Annotated in this window: 25 protein-coding genes; 15 read left to right on the forward strand and 10 right to left on the reverse strand. The window is 40.2% G+C overall.

Features of this window, described 5'->3' with window-relative positions:
- The first annotated feature begins 57 nt into the window (after nucleotides 1–57).
- The gene (locus QMA12_RS02030; RefSeq protein WP_290208716.1) at nucleotides 58–1083 is read left to right on the forward strand and encodes a hypothetical protein; all 1026 of its coding nucleotides are present in this window, start codon (nucleotides 58–60) and stop codon (nucleotides 1081–1083) included.
- Here the strand turns inward: QMA12_RS02030 and QMA12_RS02035 are convergent.
- Nucleotides 1070–1312 (reverse strand): hypothetical protein, encoded by a 243-nt coding sequence (locus QMA12_RS02035; protein ID WP_087531686.1) that lies wholly within the window; start codon nucleotides 1310–1312, stop codon nucleotides 1070–1072. The two genes, QMA12_RS02030 and QMA12_RS02035, sit on opposite strands and share 14 nt — an antisense overlap.
- Before the next feature lie 161 nt (nucleotides 1313–1473).
- On the opposite strand from QMA12_RS02035, the gene QMA12_RS02040 reads away from it, so the two are divergent.
- On the forward strand, nucleotides 1474–1923 hold the full coding sequence (locus QMA12_RS02040) for an isoprenylcysteine carboxylmethyltransferase family protein (RefSeq protein WP_290208715.1): 450 nt from the start codon (nucleotides 1474–1476) through the stop codon (nucleotides 1921–1923).
- Nucleotides 1924–1972: 49 nt separating this feature from the next.
- Here QMA12_RS02040 and queC read toward each other — a convergent pair whose 3' ends face one another.
- A complete protein-coding gene (queC, locus tag QMA12_RS02045; protein ID WP_356948015.1) occupies nucleotides 1973–2653 on the reverse strand; it encodes a 7-cyano-7-deazaguanine synthase QueC in 681 nt (226 codons plus the stop codon).
- Nucleotides 2654–2783: 130 nt separating this feature from the next.
- Between queC and queE the strand changes: the two genes are divergently transcribed.
- Entirely contained in the window at nucleotides 2784–3449 is a 666-nt protein-coding gene (gene queE, locus QMA12_RS02050; RefSeq protein WP_087531683.1) for a 7-carboxy-7-deazaguanine synthase QueE, read from the forward strand.
- Between the two features lie 80 nt (nucleotides 3450–3529).
- Here queE and QMA12_RS02055 read toward each other — a convergent pair whose 3' ends face one another.
- Together QMA12_RS02055 and QMA12_RS02060 are read right to left on the reverse strand one after the other, a co-directional pair.
- Nucleotides 3530–5497 (reverse strand): TonB-dependent receptor, encoded by a 1968-nt coding sequence (locus tag QMA12_RS02055; RefSeq protein WP_087531682.1) that lies wholly within the window; start codon nucleotides 5495–5497, stop codon nucleotides 3530–3532.
- Nucleotides 5498–5567: 70 nt separating this feature from the next.
- A complete protein-coding gene (locus QMA12_RS02060; protein WP_140394302.1) occupies nucleotides 5568–5930 on the reverse strand; it encodes a hypothetical protein in 363 nt (120 codons plus the stop codon).
- A 178-nt stretch (nucleotides 5931–6108) separates the two neighbouring features.
- On the opposite strand from QMA12_RS02060, the gene QMA12_RS02065 reads away from it, so the two are divergent.
- On the forward strand, nucleotides 6109–7122 hold the full coding sequence (locus QMA12_RS02065) for a DUF5924 family protein (protein ID WP_290208708.1): 1014 nt from the start codon (nucleotides 6109–6111) through the stop codon (nucleotides 7120–7122).
- Nucleotides 7123–7151: 29 nt separating this feature from the next.
- Here QMA12_RS02065 and QMA12_RS02070 read toward each other — a convergent pair whose 3' ends face one another.
- Nucleotides 7152–7652: a YgjP-like metallopeptidase domain-containing protein gene (locus QMA12_RS02070; RefSeq protein WP_290208706.1), complete on the reverse strand. Its 501-nt coding sequence runs from the start codon at nucleotides 7650–7652 to the stop codon at nucleotides 7152–7154.
- A 3-nt stretch (nucleotides 7653–7655) separates the two neighbouring features.
- Nucleotides 7656–8504 (reverse strand): DUF72 domain-containing protein, encoded by an 849-nt coding sequence (locus QMA12_RS02075; protein ID WP_290208704.1) that lies wholly within the window; start codon nucleotides 8502–8504, stop codon nucleotides 7656–7658.
- Nucleotides 8505–8706: 202 nt separating this feature from the next.
- Here QMA12_RS02075 and aspS point away from each other — a divergent pair, with 202 nt between their 5' ends.
- Together aspS and QMA12_RS02085 are read left to right on the forward strand one after the other, a co-directional pair.
- Nucleotides 8707–10494 (forward strand): aspartate--tRNA ligase, encoded by a 1788-nt coding sequence (aspS, locus tag QMA12_RS02080; RefSeq protein WP_087531677.1) that lies wholly within the window; start codon nucleotides 8707–8709, stop codon nucleotides 10492–10494.
- Nucleotides 10495–10583: 89 nt separating this feature from the next.
- Nucleotides 10584–11177 carry a pentapeptide repeat-containing protein gene (locus QMA12_RS02085; RefSeq protein ID WP_087531676.1) on the forward strand — a complete coding sequence of 198 codons (594 nt, stop codon included), beginning with the start codon at nucleotides 10584–10586 and terminating at the stop codon, nucleotides 11175–11177.
- Nucleotides 11178–11205: 28 nt separating this feature from the next.
- Here QMA12_RS02085 and QMA12_RS02090 read toward each other — a convergent pair whose 3' ends face one another.
- Both QMA12_RS02090 and QMA12_RS02095 read right to left on the reverse strand, forming a co-directional pair.
- Complete coding sequence (locus QMA12_RS02090) at nucleotides 11206–11529, reverse strand: hypothetical protein (protein WP_087531675.1); 324 nt, start codon at nucleotides 11527–11529, stop codon at nucleotides 11206–11208.
- A 91-nt stretch (nucleotides 11530–11620) separates the two neighbouring features.
- Nucleotides 11621–12823 carry a bifunctional alpha/beta hydrolase/OsmC family protein gene (locus QMA12_RS02095; protein WP_290208702.1) on the reverse strand — a complete coding sequence of 401 codons (1203 nt, stop codon included), beginning with the start codon at nucleotides 12821–12823 and terminating at the stop codon, nucleotides 11621–11623.
- A gap of 236 nt (nucleotides 12824–13059) precedes the next feature.
- On the opposite strand from QMA12_RS02095, the gene QMA12_RS02100 reads away from it, so the two are divergent.
- Together QMA12_RS02100 and QMA12_RS02105 are read left to right on the forward strand one after the other, a co-directional pair.
- Nucleotides 13060–13899 (forward strand): 2OG-Fe(II) oxygenase family protein, encoded by an 840-nt coding sequence (locus tag QMA12_RS02100; protein ID WP_087531673.1) that lies wholly within the window; start codon nucleotides 13060–13062, stop codon nucleotides 13897–13899.
- A 219-nt stretch (nucleotides 13900–14118) separates the two neighbouring features.
- Entirely contained in the window at nucleotides 14119–15519 is a 1401-nt protein-coding gene (locus tag QMA12_RS02105) for a DEAD/DEAH box helicase (protein WP_290208699.1), read from the forward strand.
- Between the two features lie 43 nt (nucleotides 15520–15562).
- On the opposite strand, the gene QMA12_RS02110 is transcribed toward QMA12_RS02105, so the two are convergent.
- Nucleotides 15563–16309, reverse strand: coding sequence for a DUF3307 domain-containing protein (locus QMA12_RS02110; protein WP_290208697.1), 747 nt, complete (start codon nucleotides 16307–16309; stop codon nucleotides 15563–15565).
- Nucleotides 16306–16932 carry a hypothetical protein gene (locus tag QMA12_RS02115; protein WP_290208695.1) on the reverse strand — a complete coding sequence of 209 codons (627 nt, stop codon included), beginning with the start codon at nucleotides 16930–16932 and terminating at the stop codon, nucleotides 16306–16308. The genes QMA12_RS02110 and QMA12_RS02115 overlap by 4 nt, the downstream gene beginning before the upstream one ends.
- 154 nt (nucleotides 16933–17086) lie before the next feature.
- Between QMA12_RS02115 and QMA12_RS02120 the strand changes: the two genes are divergently transcribed.
- From QMA12_RS02120 to nagB, 7 genes are all read left to right on the forward strand, one after another.
- Nucleotides 17087–17605: an NYN domain-containing protein gene (locus tag QMA12_RS02120; protein ID WP_290208694.1), complete on the forward strand. Its 519-nt coding sequence runs from the start codon at nucleotides 17087–17089 to the stop codon at nucleotides 17603–17605.
- 141 nt (nucleotides 17606–17746) lie between these two features.
- Entirely contained in the window at nucleotides 17747–18175 is a 429-nt protein-coding gene (locus tag QMA12_RS02125) for a hypothetical protein (RefSeq protein WP_290208693.1), read from the forward strand.
- 1 nt (nucleotide 18176) lies between these two features.
- On the forward strand, nucleotides 18177–18389 hold the full coding sequence (locus QMA12_RS02130) for a helix-turn-helix transcriptional regulator (RefSeq protein ID WP_290208691.1): 213 nt from the start codon (nucleotides 18177–18179) through the stop codon (nucleotides 18387–18389).
- A 349-nt stretch (nucleotides 18390–18738) separates the two neighbouring features.
- Nucleotides 18739–19653, forward strand: a complete 915-nt coding sequence (gene nagK / locus QMA12_RS02135; protein ID WP_290208690.1) for an N-acetylglucosamine kinase — start codon at nucleotides 18739–18741, stop codon at nucleotides 19651–19653.
- Nucleotides 19653–20771, forward strand: coding sequence for an N-acetylglucosamine-6-phosphate deacetylase (nagA, locus tag QMA12_RS02140; protein WP_290208689.1), 1119 nt, complete (start codon nucleotides 19653–19655; stop codon nucleotides 20769–20771). The genes nagK and nagA overlap by 1 nt, the downstream gene beginning before the upstream one ends.
- Before the next feature lie 63 nt (nucleotides 20772–20834).
- Entirely contained in the window at nucleotides 20835–21977 is a 1143-nt protein-coding gene (nagX, locus tag QMA12_RS02145; protein ID WP_290208687.1) for a transmembrane glucosamine N-acetyltransferase NagX, read from the forward strand.
- A gap of 215 nt (nucleotides 21978–22192) precedes the next feature.
- Entirely contained in the window at nucleotides 22193–22987 is a 795-nt protein-coding gene (nagB, locus tag QMA12_RS02150) for a glucosamine-6-phosphate deaminase (protein ID WP_087531663.1), read from the forward strand.
- The last annotated feature ends 119 nt before the right edge of the window (nucleotides 22988–23106 follow it).

Consider the following 23106-nt stretch of genomic DNA (forward strand, 5'->3'; position numbering starts at 1 on the left):
TATTTAATACTGTTAATTCGTAACACAAAGATAACCTGTAGATGAATTGAAGTAAGTATGAATCGTCAAAAAATGAGACCTTCAAGCAATAATAATGAAAAGTGGCCGAATAGTTATGAACAGCCCATCTCTTATGCGCCACTTGTTCAACTTGCTAATAATAATTGGGTCGTGCCGCAGCACTTTTTACGTTACAAGCATACGTTAACGTCAGTCAATGAAGTACTTGAAAAAATCAAGTTTTCAGCACACTTTACAGTGCTCGCAGCGCAAAAAGATAACCAAATATACTTACAAGTAGCGGTTCTGAGCCCTGATAATTATCAAACTAATACACAAAGTCCTGATGCTAAAAAGTTACTTTTTGGTCGGCGCTGGTACGTGGAAGAAAACCTACCCACCTCGGAGTTAATTCAAACCGCTTTTTTAGCGCTAAAAATCGCGAGAGAACATGAAGTAAGAGAGTTATTTCAGTTCAAACACCGTCACGGTGCTAGTACACCATTTAATAACCATCATGATCTTCCCTTAATGGCTGACAATGCAGCTTTAGTGAATCAGAGCGAAGAGGGTGACTTCGATATACATACGCTCTTAAGTCATTGTCTGTTTGCAGGTGAAGCGCTTGAATTAGTATCAGTACACAATATTGATTCAGTTTGTTGTTTATATCGTGTTCAGCTGATGTGTAGTGAGTGTCAGCTTAGTGAATTTAATAATGCGTCCATTACATTTTTGGTTACTGATAATACAAGTAACGGGTTTTTACATGGCTTAATGAATGCGCTTGTGGATAAAAGTAACGAATATGTGAGTGAGCAATTTAGTTACGCTGGATTAACGCGGTTTGGTCGATGTATCGCAGTTGAAAAAGTGGGGGAGTTGAGCATCAAGTTGAGATCGCATAATACCTTACAATTATGCTCTTTGGGTAAACAAAACGCGAATCAACTTAATTTTGAAATCGATAGTGCACGCGTTCCACAAGGTTGTGATAGCGAAATTACGGGTTTTTTAGCCGCTCATGGTATCGAACGGCCAGAAAATGCGCATTTGTACTCAAAGCAGTTTAAAGTCGATTAATTTCTTGTTTAACATCATAACTTGAGTCGGTTACGATAGCTTCCAGTGTTTGTACGCGCTCTTTTAGTGCGCGTACTTCAGCATTTACCGCATCTAGTTGCTTATTTGCATCGTTATTGTTGTTTTGCATTTTATGTTTAAACTCAAGGTGCTTCTTGTACATATCGTATATGACTCCAGAGCCAACCGAAATAAACACAATTAACACGATCATCGTTGTACCTGACATAACTTTTATTTCCTTTATTCGTTTTTATTAGTATAAAGTATAACCTGCTTTACGCACCCAGAAAGCTGACAATTGTAACTTTATTTGTATTCTTAGTCTGAGAGGTTAAATTAAGGCCGTTTACTAAGTCAGTATAAGTGAAACTATCTAGAAGGATATGTATGTTAAATAATAAAATACCGCCGGTATTGGTAGTACTTTTTTTCGCCGCGATTATGGCGTTAGTTGCTCACTATAGTGTTATCGATTTGAGCGCATTTATTAGCTATGTTGCCGCTATTTTTGTGGTTATAGGGGGTATTTTTTGTATTGCCGGTGTGGTGAGTTTTCGTTTAGCTAAAACTACTGTTAATCCTAATAACCCTGAGCAGGCTACGGAGCTTGTAACAACAGGAGTGTATAAGTTGTCTCGTAATCCTATGTATGTTGGTTTTGCGTTTATATTATTAGGCTGGGGCGTATGGCTAATGTCTATTTGGGCTATCGCTTGCATTGCGGGGTTTGTTGCGTATTTAACGCTGTTTCAGATAATTCCAGAGGAGCGCGCATTGAGCAAAATATTTGGTCAACAATACACAGATTACATGAACCGAGTAAGACGCTGGTTATAAACAATAAAAAGGCTATCAATGATAGCCTTTAATTTAGCTTCAAATAAGCTTATTCATACTCAAGTGGGTCTGTAACGTCGTTAAGTTTAAATGCTTCAAGGCGTTCTTGGCACGCACCACATTTACCACAGGCTTTTTCTCGGCCGTTATAACAGGTCCAAGTTTGGCTGTAGTCTAGTCCCATTTTTATACCATCGGTTAAAATATCAATTTTAGTATTGTTTAAGTAAGGGCTAAAAATTTCGACAGCATCGTAATTAGCAATACGGCATAAATCGTCCATTTTCTTCACAAACTCAGGACGACAATCAGGATAAATAGCATGATCGCCCGAATGGGCACCATAATAAACTTGGCTGGCTTTAAGAGAAACAGCATACCCAACAGCTAATGACAGTAAAATCATATTACGGTTAGGCACGATAGTACTTTTCATGCTTTCTTCTTCGTAATGGCCTTCAGGCACGTCAATATCGTCAGTTAATGATGAGCCACCAATAAGTTGGTTGATGGCAGAGATATCAACGATTTTATGTGGAACATTAAGCTTTTCACATACTTGTGCGGCGACTTTTAGCTCTTTAACATGACGCTGACCATAATCAAATGACAAGGCGTAAACATCGTGGCCTTCTTGCAGGGCTTTATTTAATACGGTAAATGAATCCATACCGCCGGAATAAATCACAACTACTTTTTGCGTCATATCTGTTTTGCTCTTAGTTTTAATAGAGGTTTATATCAGGGCGCGATATACTACACGGCTGGAGCATAAATAACAATTTTTGCCCGTGCTTTTTGATTTCTATTTTATCGCTATTTTACCCGATAAATATGCCAAGTAGTAAGTGAGATAACGTTTGTACAAAATAAATGAAGTATTTGAAACAATCCAAGGTGAAGCAAGTTTTACAGGCACGCCTTCAATATTTTTGCGTCTACAGGGCTGCCCGGTTGGGTGTGCTTGGTGTGATACAAAACAAACTTGGGATGTCGATAACGTATATAAAGTTTCACTTGATGAGACGGTAGAAAAAAAAGCCGACTCAGATCACTGGGCTGATGCATCAGCACAGCAAATATTAGCGCTATTTAAGTCGCGAGGTTACCGTGCAAAACATGTGGTGATCACCGGTGGCGAGCCATGCATGTATGATTTAAACCCAGTATGCGAATTACTTCATGAGAATGGTTTTAGTACTCAAATAGAAACCAGCGGGACTTTTGAAATTTTAGTGCCAACGCAAACGTGGGTTACTGTATCGCCAAAAATTAATATGCGTGGTGGCTATGAAGTGCTGACCTCGGCAATGAAGCGCGCAGATGAAATAAAGCACCCAATCGCAATGCAAAAACATGTAGAAGAGCTTGAAGCATTATTTGCTAAAACGGGTGTTGACCCTAAATTGGTCTACTTGCAACCTATTAGCCAAAAAGTTTCTGCAACGAAATTGGCAATAGAAACGTGCATTGATAAAAACTGGCGTTTATCTGTGCAAGTACACAAGTACTTGGGAATCAGTTAGCAAACGTTGTCTTTTATTTTTTATAGCTGAATTTGTAAAAACACGCCGGTGATTATCTTACCAGCGTGTTTATCCTTTCATTAATCGTTAAACTTGATACGAATGCCAGCATTGACAGTAAAACCATCGTTTCGAGACCAAATATCTGTCGTCCAACGGCCACTCGGTGCTTGTTGTGGCAATATAAGAGAGTCTTCTTTTGTTTGTCTTACATTGAGCAGATTCTCTGCATTAACAAAATAGCTAATCCGTCCAACGGTAATTTGCCCAAGTAAACCTAAGTGCCAGTAGGCATCACTTTTATCTCTGTACGGGTTATTCTCAAGGTGTTGTGTGCCGGTGTAGTAGGCTTCAAAACCAACTAGGTGACTACCATGTTCTTCCCACATGATTACTGCACCCGCTGAGTGTTCTGGAGTGAGAGTAAGAGGCACACGACCCGTTCCTGAGCTGCTTTGTTTACTTGCATCTGTATATAAATAACTACCCGTTAGTTTGATATCATTCCAGCGGTAACGTAATAGAAATTCTGCACCGCGTATTTCACTTTGGCCAGGTGCGTTGACAATGCGAACATTTTTATCTGAAGGTGTGAGTTGCTGATTAATAACTTCTAACTCAGTGACGTTTTCAACATCGGAGGAGAAAAAGGTAACACTTGTTTCGACGCTATCAAATGCATAGCTGATATCGATAGAAGCGGTGTTTGCATGTTCTTCTTCAATATTTTCAAGCGGCTCTAAATGGGATAAACCGGCATCTTCAATATCTTCAATAAATGGAGTAGGGGCAAAGAATCCTTTGCCGTAAGAGCCTCGTACAGTCCAATTTTCTGGGTTGTATAACATTGAAATACGTGGGCTAAATTGCGTACCGTATTCATTGTGCCAATCGGCACGTGCACTTAATGACAGCGACACATTTTCGCTGGCTTCATAATCAAGCTGTGAAAAAACGCCCGGCACTTCGTAGCTGTAGTCAAACGCGGAAAAATCTTCAGAATGGTATTTTTCAGATTGGTAAGCGGCACCGACTAGCCATGCTATGTTGTCGGTATAACCAGAGATACTTGACTCAAATAAATAACTTTCATGATTGTCATCTTCGTTTACTGTGCCATACACGTGATCATGATCTTGCTGCATTGCAGAACCACGTACATTTAAAGCCAGTACTTCATTTAATGGTTTATCAAATATAAACCCTGTATCGAGCCTTAAGCTGTCTTGTGTTTGTGCAAATGGGTTGCCATCTGGCATGGTTGCGTTTTCAGCGGTGCCGCCATCTCGTTGCTCGGTCATTGCACCTACAGTGACGTATAAATTGGCGCCATTATCACCTTCCCAATAGATACGCGGCCGTACACTTGCTCTATTATAGCTTGCCATATCAAGCCAGCCATCATCATCTAAGTCTTGCTCTTCTTGATGATGAAGCCCTGCGGTAACAGAGGCGCTGATTGAGTCAGTTAACGGGGCAGCAAAGTAAGAGGTAACATCTTGGCCATTTTTTGAGGTCGCATTAAGGAGAACTTCGCCCTCAAATTCATCGCTCGGCGTACGTGAAATCAAATTGATCACACCACCTAGCGCAGAGCCTCCATATAATGAAGAAGCAGAGCCTTTTATGATCTCAACATTGGCAAGATCAGTCGGCGGGATTTGTAATAAGCCTATTGATTGACCGCCATATAATGGCAGTCCGTCACTAAGTAGCTGGGTATAGCGGCCATATAGGCTTTGCAAACGGATATTTGCACTGCCTAAAGCGGGTGAAGTGTTTTGCACGCGTACACCACCAGTTTCTGCCACTAGCATTGAAATGTTACCAGGACGCATTAACGCTTTTTCATGTATTTCTTCAGCATTGATAATTTCAGTACGAGTTGCTGACTCGGTAACAATGCGACCAAGACGAGAAGCGGTGACTTGTATTTTCTCTATCGGTTTTTTTTCATGTTCGTCATGGTCATGATGCTGTTCGTGGGCGAACGAATAAGCAGGGAGTAACGCAGCAACAACAGCTAGCTTAGATGTTTTCGTAAACATATTTATCTCATAATTGTATTAAAGTAGAGCGAATTAGCCCTTAACGTGGCTAAAAACATGGGAACTGTATTTATGAGATAGCGATAGGAGGGCGGTAAATATAAGTGGCAACGGAGATTATTTTTGCAATATTTTGTTTTATAGCGTGATGATTTTGCATATCAATTTGAGTTGTCGTGATTTCTGACGGCAGGTAAAAGGCTGATACACAAGTATTTGCAGGGCAAAAACAGGTGCTATCACAACACTCTATTTCGCAACAGTCATCGTCACTCTTTGTGGTGTTTTCAATCCCCAGCGGACTGTCAATATTTAACGTTTGACTGTAAAGGTGAGTACTGTTCGAAGGAGATACACTATACGCCATACTTTGTTCAGCAAAGGTGAGCAAAATAAACAAAACAGCCAACATGTTTGAAAATGGCTTAGGCATAGTAATCTCAAAAGTAAAAAGTGTGAACATTATATTGAATTTACAATGCTATGTGAATACTTGTGTCTCATAACTAAATAATTTTAGAACAAATGAGTAAACCCGTTGTTCATGTATTAAGGTATATTGTTTAGGTGACTAACTAAGATGTTAAGTTGTAAAAGGATCTTATTTTTGCATGAGCTATTTTAAAAATATAATAACAAAATTTATTTTAATGATGCAGCAGCATCCAGGCTTGCTGGCCGTATTTGCTTTTTGCAGTGGTGTGGCAAGTTACGTTTTAGTTGAGCGAAAGGAGTCGTTTTCGCAAATTATAGCTGTACTTTTACTCGTCAGTTGGGTGTGGTTAATCGTAGATAATTGGCTGCGCGATAAAGTTGAGCAGCGCTTCGGTGTTGCTGTTTCACCTAACTTTATGCGTTTTGCATTACAAATGGTACAACAAGAAAGCTTGTTTTTTGCATTGCCATTTTTTCTCGCGGTGACTTCGTGGAATCATCCACAGGCTGTTTTTACATCATTAATTATACTTTGCGCATTTATATCGGTTGTCGATCCGCTGTATTATAAAAAATTGGCTAAGCACAGTATATTATTTACGGTGTTTCACAACTTCGCACTGTTCGTTGTTATTCTCGTTACTTTGCCTATTTTACTTAATCTCACCACCAGTGAAAGCCTAACAATAGCATTGATCACCTCAGTTATTTGTACACTGCCAAGCATGGGTAATTTAATGCCAAATGCGCGCTGGTGGCGCTTTCCTTTACTCGTTTTATTATTGAGTGCGCTTAGCGCTGGTTTATGGCAACTTCGCAGCTGGGTACCGCCGGCAGCGCTGCGCTTAACTGATATTACAGTATCCCATGAAGTCGATATTGCACAACGCAAGCCCATCGGTAACGTTAAGCAGTTAGATGTAAATACATTACGACAGGAAGGTTTGTATAGTTGGACAGCGGTGAAAGCACCAAGAGGGTTAAATGAAAAGATTTTTCATGTTTGGATCCTTAATAACCAAGTCGTGGAACGAATTGCATTAGATATTACAGGTGGGCGTGAGCAAGGTTATAGAGCGTGGACCCATAAAATGAACTTTCCCGCAGATCCGGTTGGGAAATGGCAAGTACACGTTGTTACTGAATCAGGACAATTGATAGGACTAGCTAAATTTAATGTTAGTCTATAATCAGTTGTCCTTATTATGAATAGGGCCCATTAGGTTATATAAGGATTGATATTTTGTTCGACCAAGACACAAAATATCCGTAAATCTAACTCCAGCTGGTGGTACTCTGGCTCCATGTGACAACACAGGGCGTAAAAACTTTTGTTGTGATCTTTTTCTTTAAAATGGGCGAGTTCATGTACCACTAATGCTTTTAATAATGGTTCTGGCGCGCGCAGTAAATCGCTGTTGATCGCTAAATCGTGTTTGCGGGTTTTACCTTGCATACGGTAGGTATGCGTACCCAGTGCATTAGTGACCATGTCACCTTGTTTTTTAAACGCGGCGCGGCCAAACGGCGGGGCATTTTTTAAGTAGCGCTTTTTAAGCTCGGTTGCGTAAGCATATAACGACTTGTCACTCGTTATCGTGTGAGCATGTGGGTATTTTTTTGTTAAATAGGCACTGTGTTTATTGTTATTAATGAGCTGCATCACTTGTGTGACAATTTGCTCCGGGTAGCTGATAAAATAGCGAGAGTAGTCTTTCATAAATTAAAATAAGCTCGATTGAGTGGCTTCTTTTTCACCTACAAAAGGTGATAAAACGCGGTGGTTATAATTTAAGTCTTGGCAAAATTGACGCGCTAACAATGGAGCTTGGCGATTATCGGCGGTATGAAAAAACACAAAAGGGGTTTTACCTTCATCAAGCCATTGTTGTACTTTTTTCAGCCACGGCTGGTAATAACTTTTATAGTCATGCTCTAAACTGGCAATAACAAATCTGGCCATTGGCTGCTCACCGGTTGCGATGGCATGCACAGGTAAATGAGGCTTTTTCTGCTGGGCATCTATCAAGGCTTCGGTATTAGCTTTTACCGCAAACAGGGCACGTGTATCCATAGCAATACGGTTTATGTTGTTGCCCATTAATAGCTGATTTAACGCAACTTCTGCATCACCTTTTTTAAAAAATTCAGGTTGGCGTACTTCAACCCCGTAATTTATATCGTGTGGCAACTTACTAATAAACTGAGTGAGAAGGGGCAATTGTGCAGGGCCAAAGCTACTTGGTAGTTGTAGCATGATTTGCCCAATATGAGGTAATAGCGGTTCGAACAATTTAAACCAAGCTGTAAGCTCGTCATCAATGTTGGTTAATTGCAATTCGTGGCTAAAGCTGCGGTGAAATTTAAAGGTAAATTTAAAATCGTTATTAACAGCATCACGCCAGCGCTTGAGTGACTCAATACTAGGGTCGGCGTAAAAGCTGGTATTACCTTCAACAGAATTGAACACCTGCGCGTATTCATGCAGCATGTCAGCATTTTTACAATGGCTGGATAACAAATTGCCTTTCCACGCGGTGCTTGACCACTGCGGACACCCTAAATACAACATAAAACGGTTAACTGATTGTGTGTTTTAGCTAGTATATCAAATCTATAAATTGAAAGCACAGTGACCGCTGCCGCGCTCGCATTTTTAAGTAACTTGGGTATAATGCACCCCCTAAAATGATTAATAAATAGTGGCTTTAACTCCCCAAAAACAGCAAATTCTTAGGGAAAGCGGCTATGAGTCTTTAACTGACAGGAATACTATGCGCTCTATATACTGCGGACAGCTTAACAAAACTCACGTAGATCAAGAAGTTGAACTATGTGGTTGGATAAATAAACGACGTGATCTTGGTGGTCTTATTTTTGTCGATTTACGCGACAGAGAAGGCTTAGTGCAAGTTGTATTTGATCCTGAAGTTGAAGGTTTAATGGATACAGCAAATAAACTTCGCCAAGAATTTTGTGTGCAGCTAAAAGGTGTTGTACGTGCACGCCCTGATAGCCAAGTAAACAAAGATATGGCAACAGGTGAAGTTGAAATTTTAGGCACTAGCTTAACTATCATCAATCGCTCTGAGCCGTTACCGCTTGATTTTAACCAAGTAAATTCAGAAGAGCGCCGTTTAAAGTACCGTTATTTAGATTTACGTCGTTTAGAGATGAGCGACCGTATTAAGTTACGTGCTAAGGCAAGCAGCTTTGTTCGTCGCTTTTTAGATGAAAATGCATTTTTAGATATTGAAACACCTGTTTTAACTAAAGCAACACCTGAAGGTGCGCGTGACTATTTAGTACCAAGCCGTGTTCACAAAGGCAGCTTTTACGCATTACCGCAATCACCACAGTTGTTTAAGCAATTATTGATGATGTCTGGTTTTGATCGTTACTACCAAATCGTTAAATGTTTCCGTGATGAAGATTTACGTGCTGATCGTCAACCTGAATTTACTCAAATAGATTTAGAAACGTCGTTCATGAGCTCTGATCAAGTACGCGGTATGACTGAAAAGATGATCCGTGAAATGTGGCAGTCATTGCTTAACGTTGATTTAGGCGAGTTCCCAATCATGCCTTATTCAGAAGCCATGAGCTTGTATGGCTCTGATAAACCAGACCTACGTAACCCAATGAAGCTAATTGACGTTGCTGATTTGGTAAAAGATGTTGAGTTTAAAGTATTCTCAGGCCCTGCAAATGATGAAAAAGGCCGTGTTGCAGTATTAACAGTTCCCGGTGGTGCTAAGCTTTCTCGTAAGCAGTTAGATGATTACACCAAGTTTATTGGTATTTACGGTGCGAAAGGCCTAGCTTGGATGAAAGTTAACGACCGTGATGCAGGCGCTGAAGGTGTTCAATCACCAATCGCTAAGTTCTTAAACGAAGAAGTGATTAACGAACTTCTTGCACGTACTAATGCACAAACGGGCGATATCATTTTATTTGGTGCAGATAAACGCAACACAGTAAATGAAGCCATGGGCGCATTACGCTTGAAGATTGGTGTTGATTTAGAAATCACCAACCTTGATAGCTGGGCACCACTTTGGGTTGTTGACTTCCCAATGTTTGAAGAAGACGACGAAGGCACACTTCATGCCGTACACCACCCATTTACAGCGCCAAAAGACATTGATGCAGCGGCTCTTGAAGCAAATCCAGCAGCGGCTATCTCAGATGCCTATGATATGGTACTAAACGGCTACGAAGTAGGCGGCGGCTCTGTCCGTATTCACAACGCAGATATGCAAGAAGCGGCTTTTAGAATCCTAGGTATTGAAGCACAAGAGCAACAAGATAAGTTTGGTTTCTTACTTGACGCGCTTAAATACGGCACGCCACCGCATGCAGGTCTTGCGTTTGGTTTAGACCGTTTAGTAATGCTACTGTGTGGTACTGATAACATTCGTGACGTTATTGCTTTCCCTAAAACAACACAAGCCTCATGTTTACTAACTGACGCACCAAGCAAAGCCAATGCAGATTCATTGACTGAGCTTGCTATCAACGTTGTTGAAAAAGCTGAAAAAGCTGAAAAACCAGCTGAATAAATCACGGACAAACTAGTTTAATGTTAAAAACCCTAAGCTGATACTTAGGGTTTTTTTATTGCTGTTTTAAGAGAGATAATGCCAGAAGCATGTTATTTTCACAAAACGATTATTATGAACATGAATTTTTAAAAGTTAAAGCAACAGCACAGCGCTTTAGTGACATTGAATTTGAGCAATGCCAATTTATTGAGTGTGACTTTAGCCAAGCTCAATTCAGTAACTGTCGTTTTATTGATTGCGAATTTATTAATTGCAATTTGAGTGATTTAAGCTGGAGCTACAGCTCATTAGAAGAGGTGAATTTTAAAGGATGTAAGCTCAATAGCATTGTTTGGGGACAAGTAAACTGGCCGCAATTGGCATTAACAGCACCGGTTAGTTTTAAAGACTGCGAGCTTAGCCATAGCTCATTTTTTGAGTTGCAATTAAAAGCATTAACAATGACGGGCTGCTTTGCTAAAGATGTTGATTTTAGGCACGCTAACTTAGCAATAAGTAACTTTACGGGCACAGATTTTAGAGACAGTGTGTTTCATCAAACTAATTTAAGTAGTGTTAATTTTGTGAGTGCCACACAGTTTAATATTGATATAAAAAATAACAATGTAAGTGGTGCTAAGTTTGAGCGACTTGAAGCGTTAAATTTATTAGCAGGACTCGATATCGAGCTGGTAGATTAGCCGTAGAGCTTACGGCTAATGCGCTATATTAGCAAGCAGGGCCATTTTTATTGCGAGCGCTGGCAAGGGCGCGAGCAATCTCAAGTAGCGCAGGGTTAATATCATCAGCGCCATCTTTAACTAACTTAGTCACATCACCAGACGAGTATAAGCTATCACGGGGTGATTTAATGCCAAGCTCTCTGACGAAGTCTTTGGTTTTACCTGTGCTGCCGGTTTCAATAAATTTAAAAATAATACGCTCGTTATTACTTTTTGGTTCGGCTTGTAGTACTGCGATTTCTTCTTTATAGGCTTCAATGCGACTTTGTAAAATGTCGATACGTTGTTCGATGCTGCTGTATGATTTCATGGGACACTTTTAAATAAACATAAATATTAGCGCTATTATCGCATATATTTAAAATTATGGCGCTGCTAAACACGACACAGCGCCTATGTATTTATTTAGCCAGCTCACTGACGATTAATGGAACGTTATGCAAGGTTTTATGCACAGGGCATTTGTCTGCTATTTCAAGCAAGCGCTTGCGTTGTTCATCGGTTAAATCGCCTATCAGAGTGATTTTTCGGGTGATGGCTTCAATTTTAGTGTCTTTTTCACAATCGTCACAATCAGTGTGGTAGTCGCGGGTATGATCAAGTTCTACCTTTACATGTTCAAGTGGCAAGTTTTTACGGCTAGCGTACATGCGCAGTGTCATTGCAGTACAGGCTCCAAGCCCGGCGAGTAAATGATCATAAGGATCTGGGCCTAAATTATTGCCTCCGACTTTTGAAGGTTCATCGGCAAGCCAAGTATGATCCTTAGTGCTAACATGTTGCGTAAACACATGGTCTTTTTCTTCCACTAATACATTGCCACTAGTTAGTCTGGCAGAGTATTGAGTTTTATTGTGATCGACATAGCGCTTAGCCCATGAAGCGATAACCTCAGCTGCGTAGTCGGCGTCTTCTTTGTTAGTGAGTAAGTGATCAGCTTTATCTAAACTAATAAAACTTTTAGGGTGTTTTGCCGTAGCGTAAATTTTTTCAGCCTCATTGATGCTAACAGTAGCATCAATGGGAGAGTGCATAACCAGTAAAGCGCGTTTTAATTTACTAATATGGCTACGATCGTATTGAGCTATATCGTCAACAAATTGCTTTTTAATGGTGAACTCGCGTCCGGCTAAGCTCACTTTGGCTTCACCTGTGCTGTTTATTTCGTCTAGGTGGGCATTAAAGTTATGCGCTACATGTTGTGCATCTGATGGAGCACCAATAGTTGTAATCGCTTGTACTTCATTTATTTTCTCTGCTGCAGCAAGTACCGCAGCACCACCTAAGCTGTGACCGATTAATAATTGTGGGGCCTTAAAATGCTCTCTCAAATGGTCAGCAGCTGCAATTAAATCTTGAATATTTGATGAAAAATTACTATTGGCAAAGTCGCCATCGCTGTTACCCAGACCAGTAAAGTCAAACCGTAAAACAGCAATACCTTGCTGTGTTAATGCACGGCTAATACGAGTAGCTGCTGCAATGTCTTTACCGCACGTAAAGCAATGAGCAAATAGGGCGTAAAATTTAATATCGCCAGCCGGTGACTCTAATTGTCCGGCAAGTTGTAACTCACCACTTTGAAAAGTTATTTTTTGTCGCATTGAATGTACCTATAGTAATTAGAAAGAGTAGACCAATATAATAACGGTATGATTTCAATTTAATTGTGCTAATTTTTAGCGTTTGATCCATATCAACTATTAGTTGAACTCGGTAAAGGTGCGGACATAAGTCCTTATGTTTTTAAGGCTATTTTATTATCCTCGCGGAGCGCAATAATAGAGCAACTGCTATGATTAGCACAGGCTTTTGACAACTTAATTCATTGGATACGAACATGCAACTACCTACCGTTGATTATCAAGCGAGCGATGCAGCCGCTCAATTTGTTGAATCTCTTAGAAACACAGGCTTTGGTGTATTAAAAAACCATCCAATTCCACAATCTTTAGTTGAATCGATTTACCACAACTGGCAGGAATTTTTTAACTCTGAGCAAAAGCATGATTTCTTATTCTCTAAAGATACTCAAGATGGGTATTTTCCACCGTCAGTATCTGAGGTTGCTAAAGGTTTTACAGTAAAAGACATTAAAGAATATTTTCATGTTTATCCTAAAGGCCGTGTGCCTGAACAGCTTGAAGCTGACGTGCGTGAATATTACCGATTAGCGAATGAGTTTGCGGCAACATTATTAAGCTGGGTCCAAGCTGAAGCGCCAGCTGATGTTCGTGCTAAATTTTCAATCGATTTGAAAGACATGATTGCTGACTCTGAGCAAACGTTATTGCGTATATTGCATTACCCACCGATGACGGGTGATGAAGAGCCTGGCGCAATCCGCGCTGCAGCGCACGGCGACATCAATTTATTAACGGTTTTACCTGCCTCTAATGAGCCAGGCTTACAAGTGCAAAAAACTGACGGTGGTTGGTTAGACGTACCGTGTGATTTTGGCAGTTTGATCATAAATATTGGTGACATGTTACAAGAAGCGTCAGGCGGGTATTTTCCATCAACGATTCACAGGGTAATTAACCCAACAGGCAAGGCGTCTACTAAGTCACGTATTTCGCTGCCGTTATTCTTACATCCGCGTCCAGATGTGGTGTTGTCAGAGCGTTATACCGCTGACAGCTACTTACAAGAGCGTTTACGTGAGCTAGGTGTGAAGTAATCACTCTTTCTCGTGAGATGAAAGCGGCTTAATGCCGCTTTTTTATTTTGCAGGATATTTACTTTTATTTGCTTGTGTTTTTATCGCCATTTTGAACACATAAGCACTCAACTTCTAGCTAGCGTATAAAGAGTAGGGTTAATATTCAATGCATTATTGGCCACGATCGGTATAATGCGCGCAACTGGCCACTTTGGCCTTATTTAAAAGAGAGTTTATATGAGTTTTGATGGGTTAGGTTTATCACAGTCTTTAGTTAATGCAGTTTTAGAAAAGGGCTATGAAACGCCAACACCAATTCAGGCTCAGGCCATTCCTGCGATCATCGAAGGTCGTGATGTAATGGCAGCAGCGCAAACAGGCACAGGTAAAACTGCTGGTTTTACGTTACCGTTGATTGAGTCGTTAGCCAAAGGACAAAAAGCCAAAGGTAACCAAGTACGCGCCTTAATTTTAGCGCCCACTCGTGAGCTTGCGTTGCAAGTAAGTGAAAACGTTGAAGAGTATGCTAAGCATTCTAACATCTGCTCATTTGTTGTTTATGGTGGAGTTAAAATAAACCCGCAAATGCAAAGACTTCGTAAAGGTGTTGATATTTTAGTGGCAACACCTGGGCGACTTATTGATTTACATAATCAAAATGCTTTGAAGTTTGATAACCTTGAAGTTTTAGTGCTTGATGAAGCTGACCGTATGCTCGATATGGGCTTTATTCACGACATTAAACGCATTATTAGTAAATTACCTGCAAAACGTCAAAACTTAATGTTTTCAGCTACTTTCTCAGATGAAATTCGTGCACTTGCAAAAGGCTTGATTAATGATCCTGTTGAGATTTCTGTAGCAGCAAAAAACACCACGGCTAAAAGCGTTACACAGTCAGTGTATGCTGTAGATAAAGCACGTAAAACGGCACTTTTGAGTCATTTAATTCGCAGTAATGATTGGCAGCAAGTTTTAGTTTTTAGTCGGACTAAGCATGGTGCAAACCGCTTAGTTAAACAACTTGAACGTGATGATATTGTGGGAGCTGCGATTCATGGTAATAAATCTCAAGGTGCGCGCGTCAAAGCATTAGATGGCTTTAAAAGTGGTGAAGTGCGTGTATTAGTGGCAACAGATATTGTGGCTCGTGGTCTTGATATTGTTGAGCTTCCGCATGTGGTAAATTATGACTTACCAAACATTTATGAAGATTACGTTCACCGTATTGGCCGCACAGGTCGTGCGGGTGCCACAGGCCATGCTATCTCTTTTGTAACGACTGATGATGCTGCTGACTTGTATGGTATTGAACGCTTTATTGGTGAGCTTATTCCTCGTGCTTCTGAGCCGGGTTTTGAACCAAACAACCCAGTGCCAGAAAGAGCGCTTGATGCAAGGCCAATAAAACCGAAAAAGCCTAAAAAAGCTAAACAGCCGTTTTCAAAATCTAAGTCTGATAGCAAAAAGCCAAACAATGGTGGCAACGGTACAGGACCACGCCGTGGTGGTTCTAAAAAGCCTGCAGCTAAAGGCGAGGGGGAGCAACAAAACCCATGGGCAAAACGCCAATCTGTTGGTGGTAACTCACAGCGCCGTCGTCGCCCAAGTAATGGCGGCTCGCAGGGCAACACGTAACCTTTGCTGAAATAATATATAACGCGCTTTAATGGCGCGTTTTTTATTGTGCAGTCAAAAAGTTAATGGTTAGACCGATAAATAAAGTCACTGTTACGCTTAGCAAAGTACCTAGCATCACATACTCAGTAAGTTGCTTTTCTTCACTGGCACGTAAATCCCCAAAACGAAAAATAGACTTAGCCGCTAGTAAAAATCCAACACCTGCATACTCACCTATTAAAATAAATGTCAGCATCAAAACGCGCTCTAATATACCAATGCTGTGCCCAGCTGCGGGAATGCTGCCTGATGTTGCAAAGCCATTGGTTATACGCTCAAGTGCCATTCGAATAAATACTGAGCTTGGGTTGAGCACTAATAAGTAGCCTGTCAGTACAATTAAGCTATCAAGGGCAATAAGCTGATGTAATAGTTGGTAGTAAAAGTCGTGGTTATCAGCAAGCCACACAGCGACCATGAGTATGACAATAAAATGAGCACATTGATCAAGTACAAAAGGGAGTACCCCTTTATTTGAGTATGACTTGGCTATATCAATAAAATAATGGGTTATTGCAATCACCACTGTCGCAAGTGCGATGTTTAACCAATCTCCCCAACCATAGTGGTATTCCCATAGAGTAACCACGAGTGCGCTGACTAGGCTGTGCATTAAAACATGTAAATAAAGCTTGCTCGCTCTAAAGTGCCGTGTGTTTCGATCATGCACCCAGCTCATGGGTTGCCAATAAAAATCGGCAAGTAAATGAGCAATAACCAGGCCAATTAATAATAAATAAAAGCTCACGTTGTCAGTCCTTTGAGTTGCTGCTCGATAGCATCTTTACTGTAATTCAAAAAGCGTTCTATAAGTTGGTAATGCGCTAAATTAAGTAACTTAGTCACATTTTCGCGACTGGTCTTAAGCTCTTTAGCAAGCTCGCTATGACTGTTTTTGTTGGTGGTTAAATAGTAGAACAACGCATTAGCTTGTTTTTGGCTCATTTTATCAAGTAATACGTCAATTAAATCTATATTAAGTGCGAAGCTTGTATCGAGCGGACTATGCTCAATTTGCAATAATAACAGTTGGTTCATTGCATCTAAGCCTTGGCCAGAGAGCGTATACGCAGAGCCCGTGGCTGTTTTTATATCAGCGCGAGGGTTATCAAGCCCCCCAACAGCTAGGCTTTGGCGTAATGAATAATTGGCTGATTTTAGCTGTAAGTAGAGCAATACGGCAGCACTGCAAACATCAGTTGGATCGGGTAATTGTATTTGTAGCGCATCACCGCGATAAACACTGAATTGACCATTAAATTTGCTTACAATAAAGCGTAAGCTTTGATCTAGTTGATAAAGCATATCATCGTATTGTTGTTGCGGAATTTTTTGTGATTTGATCAAGTCGCCACTAATGACAGCAATCATTATTTTTACCCAGCTATATGTAACCTATATAAGTTACTTTTTGTTATGTAACCAAATTCAGTTACTTGTTACTAAGTAACCAATTTAGGTTACTTTTAGCTTTTTTTCAAGTTAACTATGCTACATTGTTTAAAACTTAATTGAAGAGCAGTTTATGGCGCAATCATCACAGTTGTTAGATACATCAAAAATAGCCTCAAAGCCTAAGGTCGGAATATTTGTTGATGTGCAAAATATTTACTACACCTGCCGACAAAGTTATGGCAAAAATTTTGATTACAATGCATTTTGGGCACACGTAAGTAAACGTTACGATATTGACTGCGCCTTTGCTTATGCTATTTATCGAGGTGATGATAAACAATCACAATTTCAAAATATCTTGCGGGCAATAGGTTTTGAGGTAAAGCTAAAACCGTTCATTCAGCGTAAAGATGGCAGTGCGAAAGGGGACTGGGACGTAGGTATAACCATCGATATGATCGAACAGGGTAAAAACCTTGATCGTGTTATTTTGCTCTCAGGTGATGGTGATTTTGCGTTATTATTAGGCCATTTAGAACATAAGTATAATGTACCCGCTGATGTTTATGGCGCAGATAAATTAACTGCCGAAGCGTTAAAACAAAGTGCAGAGCATTTTTATTGCATTGATGACACATTATTGCTTTAAAGAAAAGTTATTCAATTTCCATGTAAAATAACTTGGCCCTTATGTTAAAAATATTTGACATCGAGGGCGAGTGTTTCTATATTTGCTTATGTTAACTATTTTTAACATTGAGCTTGTAATTTTTTACACGAGGAGCAAATAATGAGTTACACACAAAAAACACGGTTATTAGAAGCAGGCATCACGTTAGTTGTGCTGTTTAATTATTTACAAGCTGTGCTGTCGATGACCCCAGAAGCACAGATGGATCCCACACTTGCCAGTGGCTTACTAATTAAGTTAGTGATTCAGACGGTCGTAATGCTGGTAATTATGCATAGTATTTTAGCTGCGTTTAACTCAAAATACGCTAACCAGGCTAAAGATGAGCGTGAACAAGCAATTGCCTTGAAAGCTAAAAGTGTGAGCTTATTTATTTTACAGCTGGGTGTTGTTAATGCTGTTTTTGCCCTATTAGTTGACCAAGTTTACCCAATACCAATGAGCCCAGTACATCAGTTAGTTATCGCTGCATTATTGAGTGAGGTGATTGGCGCAGCTGTTGAAACATGGTTATTGCACAGAGGTTAAAATGGCAAAGTTAGCAATCACAAATACAATTCGAACCCAACGATTTCATCATAATGAAATGACTCAGCAGCAGTTAGCCGATCACGTTGGCGTAACGCGTCAAACAATTGCTGCAATAGAAGCCGCTAGGTACTCTCCTTCATTGGAAGTGGCATTTAAAATTGCAGCGGTATTTGGTCAGCCTCTAGAAAATATATTCCAATATTCACCTTAAAACTTTACTAATTTATTTTTAAGTTGTACCTTAAGAATGTTATTTGATTTAAAATGAAAATAACGTTCTTAAACAACTTTTAACTATTATCGATACAAAAACGAGTGAAAACTATAAAACTAACCTGTATTTAAAATAACCGGTATAAATTTATTTTTACTAAATTTATAGTTAATTCAGGTGATTACGAATAAATATAAAAGTTATATGAATTTTTATCAAAAATATAATGACAACGCTGTCATTTGTTGTGTAACATTAATTCAACATGGGTTGAGGGTGAATCGCATTAATATAATAAAAAAAGTGCGGTTGAAACAAATATAAAACGAAGGTTAGAGGTCGTTAGATGATGGCTAAGAGTGCGAATGAGGACCAATTGTTTATTGGTATCGATGGTGGCGGAACAAAGTGCCGTGCAACTATATACTCTGTTCAAAATGGGGTATTAGGAACTGGTCTTGGCGGCCCCGCGAATCCACTACACGGGTTAGAGCGCACATTAGAGTCAATAATGGTGTCTACACAACTCGCTATGCGTGACGCAGGCTTATCCCTAGAGAGAATCCATCAAATATATGCGGGTCTTGGCTTGGCTGGTGTAAACCTACCCAGCTTATATGAAAAAATAAGTGAATGGGAACACCCATTTAAACAAATGTTTTTAACCACAGATCTGCATACAGCCTGTATAGGTGCACATGATGGCGGTGATGGCGCGGTTATAATCACGGGAACCGGATCGTGTGGTTTTTCATATGTGAAGGGTCAGTCAGTGAATTATGGCGGTCATGGTTTTGCCTTAGGTGATAAAGGCAGTGGTGCCTGGATGGGACTTGAAGCAATAAAAGCGGCATTAATTGATTTAGATGGTTTAGGGCCTAAAACTGCCCTGACAGCAATAATTAAAGAACACTTTAATACTGATAACGCGATGGGTATAGCTGAGCAGATGGCCGGTCAGCCTTCAAGCAGTTATGCTAAACTTGCTCGATATGTATTTGATGCAGCACATCAAAACGATGAAATTGCATTAGCGATAGTAAAAGAAGGCGCAGCGTACGTAAGTCAATTAGCACATCGTTTATTAGAGAACAACCCACCACGTTTAACAATGATAGGCGGGCTTGCAGAGCCGCTAAATAAATGGCTTGACCCTGCTATTGCAAAACTGGTTGAAGCACCAATTCAACCCCCTGAAATGGGCGCTATTTATTTTGCACAGCAGTCGGTATTAGAACAAAATAAAAAGGTAGCTTTGTAATGAAAACATTTTACCGTGCTGAGTGTTTATTCACTGGTGAAAACTTTATTGATGACGCGTTATTTAGTGTAGCGAATGGGGTTTTTCAATTAGAAACCCAAATCGATTGCGCGATTACAGAACTTGAAGGCCTAGTGGCACCAGGGTTTATTGATGTACAAGTTAATGGCGGTGGCGGGGCGTTTTTTAATGCTGAACAAACGCCACAATGCTTAAATAGAATAGTCAAAGCACACGCTCAATTTGGCAGTACGGCATTAATGCCAACGCTCATTACTGATAAAGTCGAAATTATGCAAGCAGCGGCCGACGCCACAGCAAAAGCAATTAGCGAAGGTGTACCGGGCGTTTTAGGTATTCACTTTGAAGGCCCTCACTTATCACTGCCTAAAAAAGGCACGCATAGTGAGCAGTTTATTCGTCCTATTAGCGAACAAGAATTCGCAATTTATGCACGCCAAGATTTAGGTATCAAAATGGTCACTTTAGCGCCTGAAAATGTCAGTGTTGCTGATGTTGAGCGCTTAGTTGAATGTGGCGTTAAAGTATCAATTGGTCATACAAATGCGGATTACGCAACCACGATGGCGGCGCTCAATACAGGTGCTGATGGGTTTACTCATTTATATAATGCGATGTCTGCGTTTACCTCACGTGAACCAGGTGTTGTTGGTGCTGCGCTTTGGCATGATAATAGCTGGTGTGGTTTGATAGTGGATGGTCATCATGTTCATCCATTATCAGCTCAATTGGCAATTCGTACCAAGCAACGCGGAAAAATAATGCTGGTAACCGATGCTATGCCACCAGTAGGTACCGATGATATGGAGTTCGACTTTTTTGATGGCCGAAAGGTTATCCGAACAGGCGACAGACTTAACTCAAGCACTGGTGAGCTTGCAGGCAGTGTGCTTGATATGGCCAGTGCGGTTAGAAATACAGTGAATGCACTGGATGTAAGTCTTGCAGAAAGCTTACGAATGGCGTCATTGTACCCAGCACAATATTTAAACCTCAAGAAAAAGGGACGTTTACTTGATGGCTTTGATGCAGATTTTGTGGTGCTTGATGAGCATCAATATGTCAAAGCCACTTATATTGCAGGTAAAGCAATTTAACGTTTCCCTGGAAAAAACCCCGCCGTTGTATCGCGGGGCTTTTTGTTTTAAGAGAAGAAAAATATGACAACAACGCAAGCACAAGTAAAACCGGTTAAAAAACGTTTAGCATCATTGGATGCATTACGTGGTATGGACATGTTTTGGATTTTAGGTGGCCAATCAATTTTTGCCGCATTATTTGTATTAACAGGTTGGACTGGTTGGAAGGCGTTTGAGGCGCATACTGTTCACAGTCAATGGCATGGTTTTACATTTTACGATTTAATTTTTCCGTTATTTATATTCTTATCTGGTGTGGCGATGGGGTTGGCACCTAAGCGTATAGATCACTTGCCCTGGGATGAGCGTAAAGTGTTTTACCACAAAGCGATTAAGCGCTTATTGCTATTGAGTGCCTTAGGTGTCATGTATAACCATGGTTGGGGGGCTGGCATTCCACTGGCACTGGATGAAATACGTTATGCCAGCGTGCTAGGGCGCATTGCTATTGCATGGTTCTTTTGCGCCATGTTGGTATGGCATACAAGTATTCGTACCCAAGTATTTACTGCCATTGGTTTGCTGTTTGGCTATTGGGTATTAATGAGCTTTATACCTGTACCAGGTGGTAGTGCTGGTGACTTAAGTGCAGCTGGTAGCTGGAATGCATGGTTTGATAAATACTTTTTACCGGGAATTAGTTATCAAAATAGAGCCGTTGATCCTGAAGGGGTATTGTCTAATTTACCTGCGATTGTCAATGCTATGATTGGTGTATTTGCAGGTCAGCTAATTGCTAAAGCGAGTAAAGTTGGTGAGTGGAAAACCACAGCAATATTATTTGTAGCAGGTGTTATCAGTATTTGTTTAGGCTGGCTGTGGGATTTACAGTTCCCAGTAAATAAAGAGTTATGGACCAGCTCTTTTGTACTCGTTACCGTTGGCTGGAGTGCCATATTATTGGCTGTATTTTATGCATTGGTCGATATTCTCAATGGGCAAAAGTTGGCCTACCCGTTTGTGATCATTGGTGCTAACTCGATCATTATTTATTTAGCATCTAGCTTAGTCAATTGGGAGTTTATCAGTATTAGCGTATTTGGTGGCTTTATTTCGGCTGCCAGCGAGCCATGGCAGCCGCTCATCGCAGTGATTGCTTTATTACTAGTACAAATGCTGGTATTGCACTGGATGTATAAACGTAAAATATTCGTCAGTGTTTAGACGAACTTTGATTAGTGCAATAAAAAACAGTTTTTTATTCACTTTTACTTTACAAACTAATTGTAAACAGTAATAATGACAGCGTTGTCATAATGGTATTAACTTAGACTGATGTATCCCAGTCAGGTTTGATCTAAAACCCAACTCGATTGCACGTGGAGTTGGGTTTTAGATCCCATTTTTTTATCAACTAATTAATAACTGAGCAAACTAATATGCAAATAGTCATTTTAAATGATGCGGCGGCCGTAGCGGCATATGGCGCAAATATCTTCGCACAACAATTACAACAAAAGCCAACATCAGTGCTCGGTTTAGCAACCGGTTCAACGCCGGTTGCGTTATACCAACAATTAATAGCTAAAAATAAAGCCGGTGACATATCTTTTTCACAAGCGACGACATTTAACCTTGATGAATACCTTGGCTTAACAGGTGAACACCCACAAAGTTATCGCTTTTTTATGAATGAACAATTGTTTAATCATGTTGATATTAATACTGCCAATACATTCGTACCACCGGGTGATGCAACAAACCCTGTGACAGCTTGCAATGAATACGAAGACAAAATTAAAGCTGCAGGTGGAGTCGATGTGCAGTTATTAGGCATTGGTCGTAATGGTCATATAGGCTTTAACGAACCATCATCAGGCTTAACATCGCGTACACGCGTTAAAACGCTGACAAAAGCGACCATCGACGATAATGCACGTTTTTTTGCCGCTGATGAATACCAACCACACTTATCTATTACGATGGGTATTGGCACAATTTTAGAAGCTAAAAAAGTCGTACTATTAGCAACGGGTGAAAATAAAGCTGATGCAGTTTTGGCAATGATTGAGGGGCCATTAATGGCGAAGTGTCCAGCTTCGGCACTGCAATTACATAAAGATGCTGTTATCGTGATTGATAAAGCCGCTGCAAGTAAACTAGAAGATTTAGAGTTTTATCAGCATATCGAAGCTGAAAATCAAAAGTTACAGGCGCAACTTGCAGCCTTGTAATAAGAAGCTAATTTATTGTGTGTTCAAAAAAGCCCTGTGGGGCTTTTTTTTTGCTTGTTTTTTAGTTGATTAATCAATTGGGTTTAACACGGTGTTATGTTAGTTTTAGCCATCTAAAT

This window comes from Pseudoalteromonas sp. APC 3893 (assembly GCF_030408095.1).
Taxonomy (GTDB): Bacteria; Pseudomonadota; Gammaproteobacteria; order Enterobacterales; family Alteromonadaceae; genus Pseudoalteromonas.

Coding starts and splice junctions, on each gene's coding strand:
- QMA12_RS02030 (WP_290208716.1), top strand. CDS start 58: ATGAATCGTCAAAAAATGAGACCTTCAAGCAATAATAATGAAAAGTGG.
- QMA12_RS02035 (WP_087531686.1), bottom strand. CDS start 1,312: ATGTCAGGTACAACGATGATCGTGTTAATTGTGTTTATTTCGGTTGGC.
- QMA12_RS02040 (WP_290208715.1), top strand. CDS start 1,474: ATGTTAAATAATAAAATACCGCCGGTATTGGTAGTACTTTTTTTCGCC.
- QMA12_RS02055 (WP_087531682.1), bottom strand. CDS start 5,497: ATGTTTACGAAAACATCTAAGCTAGCTGTTGTTGCTGCGTTACTCCCT.
- QMA12_RS02060 (WP_140394302.1), bottom strand. CDS start 5,930: ATGCCTAAGCCATTTTCAAACATGTTGGCTGTTTTGTTTATTTTGCTC.
- QMA12_RS02065 (WP_290208708.1), top strand. CDS start 6,109: ATGAGCTATTTTAAAAATATAATAACAAAATTTATTTTAATGATGCAG.
- QMA12_RS02070 (WP_290208706.1), bottom strand. CDS start 7,652: ATGAAAGACTACTCTCGCTATTTTATCAGCTACCCGGAGCAAATTGTC.
- QMA12_RS02075 (WP_290208704.1), bottom strand. CDS start 8,504: ATGTTGTATTTAGGGTGTCCGCAGTGGTCAAGCACCGCGTGGAAAGGC.
- aspS (WP_087531677.1), top strand. CDS start 8,707: ATGCGCTCTATATACTGCGGACAGCTTAACAAAACTCACGTAGATCAA.
- QMA12_RS02085 (WP_087531676.1), top strand. CDS start 10,584: ATGTTATTTTCACAAAACGATTATTATGAACATGAATTTTTAAAAGTT.
- QMA12_RS02090 (WP_087531675.1), bottom strand. CDS start 11,529: ATGAAATCATACAGCAGCATCGAACAACGTATCGACATTTTACAAAGT.
- QMA12_RS02095 (WP_290208702.1), bottom strand. CDS start 12,823: ATGCGACAAAAAATAACTTTTCAAAGTGGTGAGTTACAACTTGCCGGA.
- QMA12_RS02100 (WP_087531673.1), top strand. CDS start 13,060: ATGCAACTACCTACCGTTGATTATCAAGCGAGCGATGCAGCCGCTCAA.
- QMA12_RS02105 (WP_290208699.1), top strand. CDS start 14,119: ATGAGTTTTGATGGGTTAGGTTTATCACAGTCTTTAGTTAATGCAGTT.
- QMA12_RS02115 (WP_290208695.1), bottom strand. CDS start 16,932: ATGATTGCTGTCATTAGTGGCGACTTGATCAAATCACAAAAAATTCCG.
- QMA12_RS02120 (WP_290208694.1), top strand. CDS start 17,087: ATGGCGCAATCATCACAGTTGTTAGATACATCAAAAATAGCCTCAAAG.
- QMA12_RS02125 (WP_290208693.1), top strand. CDS start 17,747: ATGAGTTACACACAAAAAACACGGTTATTAGAAGCAGGCATCACGTTA.
- QMA12_RS02130 (WP_290208691.1), top strand. CDS start 18,177: ATGGCAAAGTTAGCAATCACAAATACAATTCGAACCCAACGATTTCAT.
- nagK (WP_290208690.1), top strand. CDS start 18,739: ATGATGGCTAAGAGTGCGAATGAGGACCAATTGTTTATTGGTATCGAT.
- nagA (WP_290208689.1), top strand. CDS start 19,653: ATGAAAACATTTTACCGTGCTGAGTGTTTATTCACTGGTGAAAACTTT.
- nagX (WP_290208687.1), top strand. CDS start 20,835: ATGACAACAACGCAAGCACAAGTAAAACCGGTTAAAAAACGTTTAGCA.
- nagB (WP_087531663.1), top strand. CDS start 22,193: ATGCAAATAGTCATTTTAAATGATGCGGCGGCCGTAGCGGCATATGGC.